Raw genomic sequence first — 12932 nt, 5'->3', positions numbered from 1 at the left:
GTAACAGGGCGGTCCGCGTCCGCACAGGGTGAACCCTACGTCGCGATCTCGACGCGGATGGCCTCCGTCGCCGCTGCCAGCGCCCCCTGCACCGAGGCGGCGCTTTCCCCGGTGGCGATGACCGCGCCGACGGCGCTGGAGGAGAAGTGCGCAGGCGGCAGCCTGATCGTCGTGCCGGGGGTGCGGTCGAGCACGATGTGCTGGACGCCCGGCACGCCGCGCGCGGTGTCCACCCCGTCGACCCGCACCAGCTTGCCCGCCGCCGGAGCCATCAGCTTCCGCAGCCCGGCGTGCCGCGTCAGCCCGTCGGGCAGGCGGGGCGGGCGGCCGGTGGCGACGCGGATCACGTTCTCGTGAAACGGGACGCCGGTGGCGAGGCCGACGAGATGCGAGGCGATGAAGTCGCCGCCCGCGCGTGCGGCGACCTCGACGAGACGGGCGCCGGAGCCGGGGTCGTACATGCACTCCAGGTGGAACGCGCAGTCGTCGAAGCCGAGGGCGGTGACGACCTCGCGGGTGAGCGCGTGCACGGCGGCGAGAGCGGGGGCGGGCAGGACGCTGGGGTGCAGGTGGGCGAGTTCCAGGCGGAAGGGCTCGGTGGTCGTCTTGTCGGTGATCCCGCTGACGGTCACCTCCCCTCGGTGCACGAACCCCTCGACGCTGTGTTCGGTGCCGCCGAGCAGCTCCTCCAGGACGAGGTCGCCCCGGTCGTGGCGGAAGATGCCGTCGCCGTCGGCGCCGGTGAGCCGGGCCAGTTCGGCGAAAGCGGGCGCCAGTTCCTCCTCGGTGCGCAGCAGGAAGATGCCCTTGCTGCCGCTGCCCGCGGCGGGCTTCAGGACGGCCGGGAGTCCCGCGTGCCGCAGGGCCTGTTCGGCGTCGGACAGGGTGCGTACGCGGGCGAAGCGCGGAATCACGTGCGGCCGGCCGGCGAGCGCCTGACGCATGAGGTACTTGTTGCGCGCCAGGCGGGCCGCCTCGGGCGCGATGCCGGGCAGCCCGAGGCGCCGGGCGGCGCGGGCGGCCGGTTCCACGCCCGCGTCGGACCAGGCGACGACGCCAGCCACGGAGTGCGCAGCGGCCACCTCGTCGACAGCCGTGTCGAACGCCGCGGTGTCGTGCGGGTCGACGGCCCGTACGTCGGCGAGCAGCGCGCGGGGCAGATCGGCGGGCGGCCGAGCGGCGAGGAGCACCACGTCGTGGCCCTCGCGGTGGGCGGCCTCGAACGCCGGGCGGTGTTCGAGCGGGTTCTTGCGCAGGCCGACGAAGAGGACGACGGGCCGCGCCTCGGGTCGTTCGGGCTCGGTCTCGTCACGTCGCTGGGTCACGGTCACTCCACCTCGATGGTCAGCTCGGCCTCGACGCGGTCGAGGAGCGCCTCGAACTCCTCGGCGGTGTCCGTACCGAGGACGACCAGCAGACACCAGTCCATGGTGTGTGTGAAGCCGACGGTGTCCCCGGCCTTCTTCAGGAGGCGCCAGCCGAGCACCCCTTCCACGGCCTCGATCCGCTCCTTGGTGGGCACGGCGGTGACCGTGCCGGCCCGGGAAGGGCGCAGGTGGAGCGCGCCGATGTGCCGGTACGGCGACACGGCGGGTCCGTCGGCCTCGATGTCCCCCCGCAGCAGTCCGGTGGCGACGGTGTCGAAGACGCTGCGCCCGAGGCGGGCCGTGAGCATGTCGGGGACCCAGCCGCCGCCGATGCGCGTGGCGATCTCGGAGAACACGAGGTCGCCCGTGGGTGTCTCGAAGACCTCGAGGTGGGTGACGGCGGTCTCGATGCCGAGGGCCTCGTTGACGGTGGTGTGCAACGCGGCGATGCGTGCGTGGAGTTCGGGATGTTCCTCCGGCGCCAGCATGTACGAGCCGTCACGGGTCGGCGGGACGTCCTGCTCGGCGCCGTCCGTGGGGACGTGGTCGAGGCGGGGCACGTAGTAGGCGCTGACGTGGAGGAAGAGCGGCTTGCCCTCCCGCCACAGCGCGTCGATGTGCAGTTCGCGGCCGGGCACGAAGCGTTCGACGATGAGGTGCCCGGACCTGAGCCGATCGGACTTGGGCAGGTCACGCAGGACATCGGCGATCTCCTGCGCGTTCTCGACGCGGACCGTGCTCATCGTGCCGAAGCCGAAGGCCGGTTTGACGACGGCGGGGAAGCCCACGTCGGGCAGGGCGCCGCCGTCGGCGAAGGTGGCGCCGACGGGCAGGGAGGCCCACTCGGTGACGGGCACACCGGCGGCGGCCACCAACTGCTTCATCATCCGCTTGTCGCGGACGGCCGCCCGCATCGCGGCGCTGGTGTCGTCGCAGCCGAGCAGGGCGCGGAGCTGGGCGGCGCCGAGCTGCCCGTCCTCGGAGAACGAGAGCACGTGGTCGACCTCGACGCCGCGCACGGCGAGGTCGACGGCCACCCCGGTCAGCTCCTCGACGGAGTCGATGCTGCCGACGCGGTAGACGGCGCGGGCGGCGCCGGTGAGTTCGGGCGACCGGTCGGCGGCCGCCAACTCCTGTTCCTCAAGGACGAGGTGCAGGTGCGGAGTCGCGGCGAGCAGTGACCTCACCATGTCGGGGCGCCACTTGCACAGCACCACCACGGGGCCGTCATCGGCGATCCGGGGCGACTCGGCGGGCACCGGGGCAGGGCTGCCGGCGCCGTCGACCGGCTCCACGCGGATGTCGATCTGCCCGAGCACCGCCTCGGCCGCCGCGTCCACCTCGGCCGGGGTGTCGGCGAGGAGCAGCACGTGGGCGACCCGGTCGCCGGACGAGTGGAGGCCGACGACGACGTCACCGGCGTGCTTCTTCTGCCCGACCCGCACCACCTCGGGCTGGTCCGCCGCCGCCTCGACGCCGTCCACGGACACAATGCGGCCGGGGGCCGGGGCGGGCAGGAAGAGCACGCCCGCGGTGCGCGGGCGCCCGGAGGGGAGGCCGACCTCCCGGCCCAGGGACAGCTCGACGACGCTGCGGAAGAAGTCGTGTCCGTACGCCCGGCACATCAGCTCCAGGATGTGGTCCCCCGGCGTGCGCACGGCGAACTCCATGGGCTTGAGCGCACGGCCGTCGTCCCGGTACTCCAGGTGCACGATGCCGGTGCGGATGCCGGCGGCGGCCACCAGCGCGGCCGTCTGCGCGTCCACGCGGTCCTGGTCGGTGTGCACGTGCGGCAGTTGGTGGCGCAGCTCGACGAATTCCGGGGGCCCGGTGGTCACTTTGCGGGTGTGGTTGCCGAAGATGACCGTTCCGTCCTGGACGAGCCCTTCCCAGCTGAACTCTTGGGCGTCCAAGTATTCCTCGATGAGCACCTGTTGGGCCACGTCCCGGCCGGCCAGGTCGGCCCGCAGCGCGTCCTCGTCGGCGACCCGGCGGACTCCCGCGCTGCCCATGCCGCGCAGTGGTTTGACGACGACGGGGTAGCGGTCGCGGCTCCACTCGGCGGCCCGGTCGGCGTCGTCGACGACGGCGTACTCGGGCTGCGGCAACCCGGCGTGCGCGAACAGGGCGCGCTGCACCGCCTTGTTGCGGCTGGCCTCGGCGGCAGCGAGCGAGGGGCCGGGGAGGCCGTGCCGGTCCTGCACCCGGGCGGCGGCCAGGACGTGCTGTTCGGCGAAGGGCACGACACCCTGCGGGGCGTACCGTTCAGCGGCGTCCAGGGCGGCCCGCAGCCAGTGTGTCTCGGTGCCGCCCGCAGGGGTCTCGAAGTGTGCGACGTGGCGCTCGTGTTTCTCGCGCCAGGCTTCGTCGTCGATGAGCACGGTCCGTAGCCCGAGCTCTCTGGCGGCCGTCACATGGCCGCGCCCCATGATGCCCGCGCCGACCAGCAGCAGTGTGTCCGTCATGTTGATTCCCCTGTGTGTGACGCGGGTTTCTGTTCCGGTGTGGCTCGGGCGGCCGGTTCGCGCACCGGGGTGCGGCGCCGGCCGAAGGTGAGCAGTAACAGCAGGCTGAGCGCGGAAAGGCCGAGCCACACCGCGGACGCCTCGCCGGTGAGGGTCAGTGCCACGCCGATGGAGGGGCCGGCCGCCGTGCCGATGCCCATGGCGCCGCCGGCGAGCGCGGAGACGCGGGTCACGTCCTTCGGCGCGACCGAGTCGATCAGGTAGGGGTGGAAGGAGCAGGAGTAGGCGCACTCACCGATCGCGAACACGACGGCGAAGAGCAGCAGTCCCGCGTACCGGACGGGTAGCGGGCCGAACGACGATGCCATGGCCACGGTGTAGGAGGCGGCCCACAGCACGACCGACACCCGCAGCCCGTACGCCTCGTTGCGGCGGCCGAGCAGTCCCGTGATCCAGCGCTGTCCGAGCGCGACGACGGCGGTGTTCACCAGGAGCAGCGCGGACACGGTGCCGAGGCCGATGCCCATGAGGCGGACGGCGACGAGCGGCGCCGTGGCCTCGAACTGACTGTGTCCGAAGAGGTAGGAGCCGAGCTGGAACAGGACGGCGAGCGTGCCAGCGGCCCCGAGCCACCGCAAGCGTCCGCAGGTGGCGTCCGGCCGCTGTGTGGACTCGTCCCCGGCCGTCTCCGGCGCGGCCGCCTCGACGCGCTCGCGCGCCCTGAGCCGGTAGAAGGTGTATGAGAGCGGGAGGTAGCTCAGCGCGTTGCACACGAACAGCCAGGGCACGGCCGAGGTCGCGAAGAAGCCGGTGGCGAGTCCCGCGACGACGGCGCCGAGCCCGAGGCCCACGTTGATGGCGCGGTAGCGTCGTGCGAACACCGATCGCCGCTGTTCCTGCGACGTGAGGGAGTTCAATACGGGCACCATCGCGACGAGCAGACAGCCCTGGCCGCAGCCGATGAAGAGCACGGCTGCGGCCAGGGCGGCGATCGAGCCGGCCGCCGCCGTACCCAGGAAGCCCAGGGCGAGCATCAGCGTGCCGAGGAATCCGAGGAGCGCCGGAGGCGGTTTGATCCAGCCGGTGGCGAGCACCGTGGCGGTCGCCAGGTTGGCCGCGGCGGCGACACCGTAGAAGACGCTGACGCCCGCGGTGCCCATCTCCGGCAGCCCCGACAGATACAGCGCCGTGTAGGGGTAGACCAGGCCGGAACCGAAGGTCGACACGCCGTTGAGGAGGATCAGCGCGTCTGCGGCGGCGAAGCGGCGGCCCGGTCCCTTCGGCGCGGTCACGCGGCGCTCCCCCGCTCGGCGAAGGCCGAGTTGAGGAAGTACGTCCAGTCGGGGGCGCCGGGGTCGGACACGTGCAGCAGGTTCTCCACCGCGTCGTAGTGGGTGGTGGGGTAGCGGACGACGCGGCGCACGAGTTCCTTGAAGATGTGCAGCGTGGACAGCTCCTGGTCGCCGGTGTACCGGTAGATCTCCACTTCCTGGCCCACCAGGTAGGTGTGCAGGCTGCCGGCGAGCCGCGTGAAGTGGGTGTTGTCCGCGTACAGGCCGAGGAAGTCGCGGCGAGTGCAGCGGGTGCGCTGCACGTCGGCGACGGTGAAGCCGAGTGCCTCCGTCATGGCGAGCACGAGGTCGGCGGTGCGGACGGTGTCCTTCCCGGGCGGGGCGAGCACCGTCCCGGTCAACAGGGCGTCCAGGGCCGCGAGATGCCGGTTCGGCTCGTGCAGGGTGCGCACGTACCAGTCCCGTGCCCGGATCTTGCGCTCGATGTTGCGCAGCGCCCAGGCCACGGCCTGCTCGGACGTCTCCGCCTCGTAGGTGTACGTCGCCGAGAGCCGGTACACGGAGAGGAGGCCGCGCACCGTGTCGCGGGCGAGCGCGGCGGGGCAACGCGCGCTGGGGCCCGCGAGGATGTCGGGCTTGAGGATCAGCAGCGCGCCGGCGCTCATCGGTTCTCCTTCAGCAGGACGTCGAGCAGTCCGACGAGGCGCCCGAGATCGTCGTCGGTGCGGGTGCGGCCGAGGTGGACGCGCAGCGCCGTCGGCCGCTGCGGATCGGCGAGGCCGTAGGCCAGCCCTCGGCTCTCCACGAAGTCGACCAGTCGGGACACGGCCTCCGGGGCGAGGGTGGTGGGCAGGACGCATGCCAGGTCGCGGCCCTCCCTGTACGGAGGTGCGGCGAGCCAGGAGCGTCCGGTGGCGTGCCCGCGGACCAGTGCGAGTCCGGACTCGACCTCGTCGTCCAGGTATTCAGGGTGCGACTCGGCGAGGGTGCGCACGCCGTGGGCGAGCATCATCAGGTCCGATGCGCTGGGCCGTGGTGTGTCGGGGTCGCCCGGTTCGAGGAGGTCCCGCAGGCCGAAGGGACCGCCGTCCTCCCTCGGCGCGGGCGGCCGCGGCGGCTCGCGGGGACAGGGTGAGGACCGTGGTTCCGGGGACGACGCCCAGCAGCGGTCCCGGGTCGAAGACGGCCACGTCGAGTCCCCCGAGCACGTTCTCGGCCAGCGGCCAGGTGGTGCCGGAGAGGTCCGCAGCGACCCATCTCCCCGTCTGCGTGGCACTGTCGGCGGTCGACAGGTCCGCCCCGGCCGTCGGCCGGGGCACCGCGTCGTGGGCCACCGCCCATTTCCCGCGGGCGAGCAGCCGGGACACGGCGCGGGGTGAGGCGGGGACGAGGAGGCATTCGTGCCCGCCCGGCAGCCGCACCAGCGCGCGCAGTTCCTTCAGGAGCGAGGCGACGAAGCCGTCGACGTGGGCGAGCCCGGGCGGCAGCCCCAGTACGGCGGGTCCCGAGCGGGCGAGGGCGGCGAGGCGGTCCTCGGGGACGGCGATGCAGCCGCCGCCGATCCGCGGCTCGCGGGGCAGCACGGCGTCGGGTATCTCGTGCAGATCGACGTGGGTGAACTGCCGTTTGCCGTACTGCACTGCGGTGGTGAGGAGTGGCATCGGCGTCATCCCAGCTTCGGTCGGGCCACGAGGCGTACGTAGGCTCCGGCCCGGTCCCCGGCGGCGTCGAGCACCGCCGCGAGGACGGTCCGGGTCTCCGCGACGGCGGCCGCGGTGTCGGCGGGCGGGGCGAGCAGGTGGCGTGCGGTGTGGTCGGCGCAGCGGGTGTGGGCGGGATGTCCGCCGAGGCGGTGGGCGCCTTCGGTCCTGCCGGCGTCCTCGGCGCCGGGACCGCCCGCCACCTCGCGTTGGAGGAGCCGTACCAGCCACTTGACCGAGGGCACCGTGACACCGACGGCGGCCAGGGCGCACTGACCGGTGTGCACCAGCGCCTCCCGGTGCATCCAGGCGGCCGAGTCGGCGTGCCCGTCGGCCAGTTCACCGGCCACGTCCGTGAGCCGGTTGACGGCGGCGACCGCGGCGACGTTCAGGAGGTAGCGGGGCAGGTCGTCCGTGCCCAGGTGTTCGCGGAGCTCCTGGAGCCGGTCCGCACGGCGCAGCGCGACGCCGGTGCGTAAGCGGTGCAGGATCTTGAGGTTGTCCTCGTCGACGAGCTGGGCGATGCCCCGTTCCTGCGACAGGCTCGCGACAGCGGCGCGGAACGCGTCCCGCAGCCGGTCGAGTCCCGCCGGTTCGAGCACCGCGACGTTGACCTCGCGGCCCTCGTGGTAGGCGACGGTGGCGGTCCGCTCCCCCTGGCGAGCCGCCGTCTCCGAGCCCGTCACCCGGAAGTCGCCGACGACGTACAGGTCGAGGTCGGAGTTGCGGTTGGCGAGCCCGTCGGTCGTCGAGCCCGCGAGGAACAGCAGCTCGTCGCCGCCGCGGCCGGCGGCGGCAAGGGCGGTGGCGGCGAGCGCCTCGTGGTCGATCGCGGCCGCGCCGGAGGCGTGGCTGGTGGTGGATGACGCGTTCACTGCTGTTGCCTCGACTCCGTCCAGGACCGGCAGCGGCGGCCGAACTCCGCCAGCACCGCCCGGTCCAGGGGTGATTGATCGGTGTGGTGCTCGAAGTGCCACTGCACGCCCAGGACGAAGCGGCCCGGCGCGGCCACACTGACGGCCTCGACGGTCCCGTCCGGGGCGGTGGCCTCAACGAAGGCGTGTCCCGGGACCTTCGCCACCCGGTCGCTGTGCTGCGAGTTGACCGGCACGGCCGCCGGGTCCAGGTCGGGACCGGCCAGCGCGGCGAGCAGCCCGCCGGGGGCGAGGGCCACGGTGTGCGCGGGCGCCCAGCGGTCGGGGCCGTCGACGCCTGCCGTCAGCCGGTGCTGGACCGGGGACGCGGGCACCGTTTCGAGTGTGCCCCCGTGGTGCGCGACCAGTTCCTGGAGGCCCCGGCAGCTCGCGAGCACCGGCAGGCCGGGGATCCGGTCGGCGGCCCGCAGCAGCGCCGCGGCGGCCGCGTCCCTGGCGCGGTCGTACTCCCGGCCGGGCACCGCGTCGGCGTCCTGTCCGCCGTAGCGCTCCGGGTGGACGAACGAGCCGCTGCCCGGCAGCACCAGGCCGTCGAGCCGCGCCAGTACGTCGTCGGCGTGCTCGGGTCGCGCGGTGTGCAGCAGCACGGCGGCGACGCCCGCGTGGTCCAGGAGGGGGCCGGTCAGATGGTCGTTGACCCGTGAGTACGTCGTGCCGTTGGCCCGCTCCTTGCGGCAGGCGAGGATCCCGACCAGCGGCAGTCGCGACGGCCCGCCGCTCACCCGGCCGACTCCCGTGCGTCCGGGCCGGCGTGCTCCCGTACCTCGGACACGAGACCCGGCAGTTCGGCCGGGTCGCCGGTGACGACGACGGCCACCACGGTGTCGGTGCCGGGCCAGTCCTCGGCGAGGACCACCTGCGGGTGTGCGCGGACGGCGTCGGCCAACTGGCGAGTGTCGCGCCCGGCCTTCGGCAGCAACACCATCGCCGCACCGCGCTCCGGCTCGGGCACCTCGCCTGGCAGTTCCCCGTCGGCCAGCAGCGCGAGCAGGCTCTCGTAGGGGCGGACGGCGTCCTGGTGCGCGTACGGGATGAGGTGCGAGTTGATCAGGTCGCCGCCGAGCCGGCCGCCGACCTCCAGGACGACCGGGCCGCCGGGGGCGAGCCGCAGGTCGACGTGGAATCCGCCGGAGCGCAGGCCCACAGCGAGCACCGCCTGCTCGGCGGCCTGCCGCAACTCCTTGACCTGTGCGTCCGTGTGCGCGGACGGCACGGCCGTGGCCCACGAGGGGGTCAGCGGTCCGTCGACGCTTTTGTCGGTGACACCGAAGATCCGGACCACGCCGTCGGACACCACGCCGGAGACGGAGTGCTCCGAGCCCTCGACGTACTCCTCGACCAGGAAGTCGGTGGTGCCGGAGTAGTTGGTGGAGGTCAGCTCGAACACCTCGGCCAGATCGGTGTCGGCGCCGATGAGCGCCATACCGCGGCCCCCGGAGCAGTGCGCGGGCTTGAACACGAGGGTCCGGCCCGCCGCGCCCAGCTCGGCCACCGCCTCGCGCAGCTCCTCCAGTGAACTGCCGGACCGCCAGGCTGGGTTGAGGACGTACGGCGCCATGGCCCGGCGCTGCGTGACCTTGTCCGTGGCGACAGCCGCGGCGGTGGTGCCGATGCCGCGCGCCTCGAACCGCTCGGCGAGCAGCGCCGTGAGGCCCACGTACTTGTCGCCCCCAGCAGACCACCGCGGCCGGCTCCACACCGGACACCGCCTGGGCGGCCTGCTCGTCGAGCGGGGCCTTGCGGTCGAAGACGCCTCGTTGCTGCTCAGGAAGTCCGGTGTGCGAGACGTCGGCGTCGGACGCGACGTGGACAGCGAGGCCGCGCGCGGTGGCCGCCTCCAGCTCGGCCCGCCATTCCAGGGGGGAACGGCGCAGGCCCAGGTAGAGAACCGTGCGAGGGCCGGCGGCCCTCGGGTGGGGGGTGGTGACGGCAGAGGTCATGGGTTGGATACCGTTTTCATTCGTTTGCTCGTGCGCCGTGCTCGTCCGTGCTTCGGCCTCGGCACCGTACCGGTCCTGGTACCAGGTGTTTCCGAAGTCGTCGACGACGAAGTTCTCCTCGCGCTTCTCGAGGCGGCTGGCGTGTTCCTGGTAGTAGCCGCGCAGGATCTCGCCCATCGCGATGGCGGCCCGCAGGTCCGTGAGGTCGTACGTGTCGCCCTCGGTGCGCATCAGCCTCAGGTCGTGCACGCCGGCGCGGTGGGCTCCGGCCAGGGTGATGCCGAAGGGGACGCGGATGGCGTGTCGTACGCCGTTGGCCACGTGACCCTGGTGATGGTGCGAGGTCCACTCCGTCATGTCGGGCATGGACGGGGCGAAGAACCAGTCGCGTTCGGCGAAGCTCTCGTCATTCGTGACCGCCGCGGCGTGCGGCATGAAGTGCCAGCCGTTCCAGCGCATCCGGGCGGCGATGGCCCGTACCACCTGCGGAATGTCCGCGGCGGCGCCGGCGACGGTGAGCCGTTGCCGGAAGTGCTCCGCGGGCACCACGCAGCAGTAGTACTCGCTGGTCTTCCAGTGTCCCGGCTCGATGCTGCCCTCGGCGAGCAGGGAGCTGAGGCGCTGGATGTCGCGCGGCCCGCGGGACATGCTGACGTCGGATCGGGTGCCGACCGCGGCCGCGCCCACGAGGCGGTGCAGTACTTCCTCGAACCGGCTGCCGAAGCCGGGTACCGTGGCGGGGCCTCCGTCGAGCACCGGCCGCCAGTCCACGTCGAGGGCGCCGCCGCGCACGGCCTCGGGGGCTCCCGGCACGAGTTCGGCGAGGACGTCGAGGAAGGCCTCCGGGACATCCGCCCCGGTCACCGGGGTGTCGAAGAGGTGCTCCCTCTTGTTGATGGTCATCGCCTGCACGGTGCGATAGACCACCGTCCCCGAGGCGAGGGCGTGCACTCTCGACTCCCGTGTCAGATCGGCGAGTTCGAAGAGTCTGCCGATCGGCGAAGCCGCCGCGGCGGGGTCCGGCACCTGCTGGCCGTAGGCCCGTAATCGGTCCTCGATGAAGGCCGCGAGCCGGTCCGGAGCCAGCTGGGTGCCGCTGAACTCCTCGGTGCGCGAAGGCGTTCCGGAGGAGATCAGCGCCGACATGCAGACGACGAAGCAGGCGTCGGCGGCGCTCCACGCTCGTAGCGGTGTGCCGGAGAGCACTTTCAACCGGCAGCGGTCCGATTCGGCGGCGATGGACTTGCCGACGAGATTGCCGCCCTTGCCGAGGTTCGTGTAGCAGTCGTCGCCGATGTAGAGGCGTATCGGGCCGACGTGGCGGAACAGGAACCGCAGGCGGTCCACCAGCCCCGCCGCGTGTCCCTCGCCCTGTGCGAGCAACCAGGTCCGGCAGGCTTCGATCTCCGCGGCCTCGCCCTCGGCGAGCGCGGCGCACTCGGCTTCGAGTCCCTCCGGCACTCCGTTCGGCCACCGGATGCCCGCGACCACGCGCAGCTCGGGGCCGCCGGACTCGCCGGGGCGCAGGACGCGGGCCTTGCCCGCCTTCAGGTGCCCGAACCGGTGGCCGTCCGGGTTGTCGGCGGCCGTCAGGTCGACCGTGGCGCCCGCGGCTTCCGCCGCTTCGAGCAGGCGGCGTTCGGTCGGCCGTAACGCCGCGATGGCGACTTCGGACGCCAAGCGCTCGCCGATCGTGGCCAGATGGCGCACGGCATTGCCGACGGCGCTTTGCGCGGCGGCCTCGGCGGCAACTGTCTCAAGTAACTCGTCGAACCCCTTCGGCACGAAGAAGGCCCATGTGCGATCCCTTTGTGAAGAAGTGACTCTACGCAGGCGATCGTCAGTGAGCGCCACATACCGGACAGCAGGAGAAACCAGCGTGACATGCGCCGGACAGACACGGGACGGACAGTCGCGGACACAACCGCAGGCGACTTGAAGATCAGACACCAGTTCCGTGAAGACCCGGGAGAGCGCCGTTGCTCAAGTGGCGGCCCCGGCAGGTGATGCGAGGGCGCCAGCGCGGTGACTGTAGCCCACACCGTTAACGCCAGGCAATCACTTTGCGTACACAGGTCGACGCAGATCGCGTCCGTGTCTCAGCGCGGCGGGGCTGTTGACTCCCGTACGACGAGCCGGGCCGGGAACTCCGCTCAGTGCGTGCCGGGTTGCTCGCCGCGCGCCTGCCGCAGCACGGCGGCAGGCGCGCGGCCTTCCGCTGGAGCGGCCGGGGCGGTGGCGGGGGTTGCTGCGCTGGGGGTGGCGTTGCGGCAACTGCGTGCGTCGGTCGGCGTTTCTGCCCCGGTGGGTGGCTCGCCTGTGGCGCCGCCGGCGACGTCCGTCCCGTCTGCTCAACCGGCGGAGCCGGTGGTGGGAGAGCGTGGGGCGATCGTGGCACGGGGCAGCGTGAGGGGATCTTCGACCCGGTACATCGGGCCGGCGTCCGCTGCGCCCGGGGCGTCTTCGCAGGGTGGTGGGCCAGGGCTGGCGGGCAGCGACGGCGCCATTGTCGCGGGTGAGGACGTCGAGGACTCGCGCACCGAGTACCGGCCGTGACCGATATACCCGGCGAGGCGCCCGGGCAGCAGGCGGCGGCCGGGATCCGGGCAAGCCACGGCGCGATCGCCGCCGGCGGTGACGTGGCCGGCTCGTCGACGCAGTACATCACCGCCGGCCAGGCGTTCGTGCTGCCTCCCGAGGCGTACAGGCCGATCCCGGACGACGCCGCGGACGGCGGGATCTCGAACATCGCATCCGGTCTGTTCGTGGGCCGCAACGACGAACTGACGGCGCTGAAGCAGGCGTTCACCCGGCCGGGGAAGGTCGTGTGCACGCGGTGCACGGACTGGGCGGGGTCGGCAAGTCGGCCCTGGCCCAGAGGTGTCTGCGTGCAAGCGCCGGCCGCATGTTGGTGAGCGCGGACGATGATGGAATCGACCGAGATGTCCCAGTCGATCTCATCTGCCGCGTCGGCAGCAGCCTGGGCTGCTGGAGCAGAAGCTCCCACGTTCCGTCCGCGGACAAAAAAATCCCACGGCCTGTGCAGGTCCTCCTTTGCGATGCTTATCGCCGGGTCCGGGTCTGGGCTCCGAATGATGTTCACGAAGACATCGGGAGCGTCGCTGTTGTCCCCAGACGTGTATGCGTACTCAACGATGAGGGAGAACGGTATGGAGCCGTCAGGACTCCGCCGAGCAGTTGCGGCAGGACGGGCAACCGCTTCGGAGCTGGGC

At 72.5% G+C, this 12932-nt stretch carries 13 protein-coding genes and 1 pseudogene; 4 read left to right on the top strand and 10 right to left on the bottom strand.

All coding sequences use genetic code 11. The features are described from left to right. Positions 1 to 35: 35 nt before the first annotated feature. The 9 genes from AB0M97_RS29310 to AB0M97_RS29270 are packed head-to-tail and all read right to left on the bottom strand — an operon-like array spanning position 36 to position 9416. Complete coding sequence (locus tag AB0M97_RS29310; RefSeq protein ID WP_365964005.1) at positions 36 to 1325, bottom strand: ATP-grasp domain-containing protein; 1290 nt, start codon at positions 1323 to 1325, stop codon at positions 36 to 38. 2 nt (positions 1326 to 1327) lie between these two features. Beyond that, positions 1328 to 3832 carry an ATP-grasp domain-containing protein gene (locus tag AB0M97_RS29305; protein WP_365964004.1) on the bottom strand — a complete coding sequence of 835 codons (2505 nt, stop codon included), beginning with the start codon at positions 3830 to 3832 and terminating at the stop codon, positions 1328 to 1330. Beyond that, positions 3829 to 5124 carry an MFS transporter gene (locus tag AB0M97_RS29300; protein WP_365964003.1) on the bottom strand — a complete coding sequence of 432 codons (1296 nt, stop codon included), beginning with the start codon at positions 5122 to 5124 and terminating at the stop codon, positions 3829 to 3831. Before AB0M97_RS29300 ends, AB0M97_RS29305 begins: the two co-directional genes overlap by 4 nt. Continuing rightward, positions 5121 to 5789 carry a hypothetical protein gene (locus AB0M97_RS29295; RefSeq protein WP_365964002.1) on the bottom strand — a complete coding sequence of 223 codons (669 nt, stop codon included), beginning with the start codon at positions 5787 to 5789 and terminating at the stop codon, positions 5121 to 5123. Before AB0M97_RS29295 ends, AB0M97_RS29300 begins: the two co-directional genes overlap by 4 nt. Further along, on the bottom strand, positions 5786 to 6118 hold the full coding sequence (locus AB0M97_RS29290; protein WP_365964001.1) for a hypothetical protein: 333 nt from the start codon (positions 6116 to 6118) through the stop codon (positions 5786 to 5788). The genes AB0M97_RS29295 and AB0M97_RS29290 overlap by 4 nt, the downstream gene beginning before the upstream one ends. Then, positions 6090 to 6794 carry a hypothetical protein gene (locus AB0M97_RS29285; protein ID WP_365964000.1) on the bottom strand — a complete coding sequence of 235 codons (705 nt, stop codon included), beginning with the start codon at positions 6792 to 6794 and terminating at the stop codon, positions 6090 to 6092. Before AB0M97_RS29285 ends, AB0M97_RS29290 begins: the two co-directional genes overlap by 29 nt. Further along, positions 6791 to 7699 carry a hypothetical protein gene (locus AB0M97_RS29280; protein ID WP_365963999.1) on the bottom strand — a complete coding sequence of 303 codons (909 nt, stop codon included), beginning with the start codon at positions 7697 to 7699 and terminating at the stop codon, positions 6791 to 6793. The genes AB0M97_RS29285 and AB0M97_RS29280 overlap by 4 nt, the downstream gene beginning before the upstream one ends. Further along, positions 7696 to 8481 carry a gamma-glutamyl-gamma-aminobutyrate hydrolase family protein gene (locus tag AB0M97_RS29275; RefSeq protein WP_365963998.1) on the bottom strand — a complete coding sequence of 262 codons (786 nt, stop codon included), beginning with the start codon at positions 8479 to 8481 and terminating at the stop codon, positions 7696 to 7698. The genes AB0M97_RS29280 and AB0M97_RS29275 overlap by 4 nt, the downstream gene beginning before the upstream one ends. Then, positions 8478 to 9416: an ATP-grasp domain-containing protein gene (locus AB0M97_RS29270; protein ID WP_365963997.1), complete on the bottom strand. Its 939-nt coding sequence runs from the start codon at positions 9414 to 9416 to the stop codon at positions 8478 to 8480. The genes AB0M97_RS29275 and AB0M97_RS29270 overlap by 4 nt, the downstream gene beginning before the upstream one ends. 286 nt (positions 9417 to 9702) lie before the next feature. On the opposite strand from AB0M97_RS29270, the gene AB0M97_RS29265 reads away from it, so the two are divergent. The 4 genes from AB0M97_RS29265 to AB0M97_RS29250 all read left to right on the top strand — a co-directional run bounded on the left by AB0M97_RS29265 (position 9703) and on the right by AB0M97_RS29250 (position 12614). Then, entirely contained in the window at positions 9703 to 10746 is a 1044-nt protein-coding gene (locus AB0M97_RS29265) for a hypothetical protein (RefSeq protein ID WP_365963996.1), read from the top strand. A gap of 43 nt (positions 10747 to 10789) precedes the next feature. Next, the gene (locus AB0M97_RS29260; protein ID WP_365963995.1) at positions 10790 to 10981 is read left to right on the top strand and encodes a hypothetical protein; all 192 of its coding nucleotides are present in this window, start codon (positions 10790 to 10792) and stop codon (positions 10979 to 10981) included. A gap of 35 nt (positions 10982 to 11016) precedes the next feature. Next, positions 11017 to 11352, top strand: coding sequence for a hypothetical protein (locus tag AB0M97_RS29255; protein WP_365963994.1), 336 nt, complete (start codon positions 11017 to 11019; stop codon positions 11350 to 11352). An 899-nt stretch (positions 11353 to 12251) separates the two neighbouring features. Next, positions 12252 to 12614, top strand: coding sequence for a hypothetical protein (locus tag AB0M97_RS29250; protein ID WP_365964019.1), 363 nt, complete (start codon positions 12252 to 12254; stop codon positions 12612 to 12614). Here AB0M97_RS29250 and AB0M97_RS29245 read toward each other — a convergent pair. Continuing rightward, positions 12593 to 12682 (bottom strand): annotated as a pseudogene (locus AB0M97_RS29245) (transposase); the annotation flags it as partial. The gene AB0M97_RS29250 and the pseudogene AB0M97_RS29245 sit on opposite strands and share 22 nt — an antisense overlap. Positions 12683 to 12932 lie beyond the last annotated feature (250 nt).

The organism is Streptomyces sp. NPDC051207 (assembly GCF_040682395.1).
In the GTDB taxonomy this organism is placed as follows: Bacteria; Actinomycetota; Actinomycetes; order Streptomycetales; family Streptomycetaceae; genus Streptomyces.
The sequence above is the reverse complement of the archived record's forward strand: the minus strand, read 5'-3'. Positions and strand labels throughout refer to the sequence as shown.

Excerpts from the sequence above, each read along its gene's own strand:
- AB0M97_RS29305 (WP_365964004.1), bottom strand. The coding sequence starts at position 3,832 with ATGACGGACACACTGCTGCTGGTCGGCGCGGGCATCATGGGGCGCGGC.
- AB0M97_RS29295 (WP_365964002.1), bottom strand. The coding sequence starts at position 5,789 with ATGAGCGCCGGCGCGCTGCTGATCCTCAAGCCCGACATCCTCGCGGGC.
- AB0M97_RS29285 (WP_365964000.1), bottom strand. The coding sequence starts at position 6,794 with ATGACGCCGATGCCACTCCTCACCACCGCAGTGCAGTACGGCAAACGG.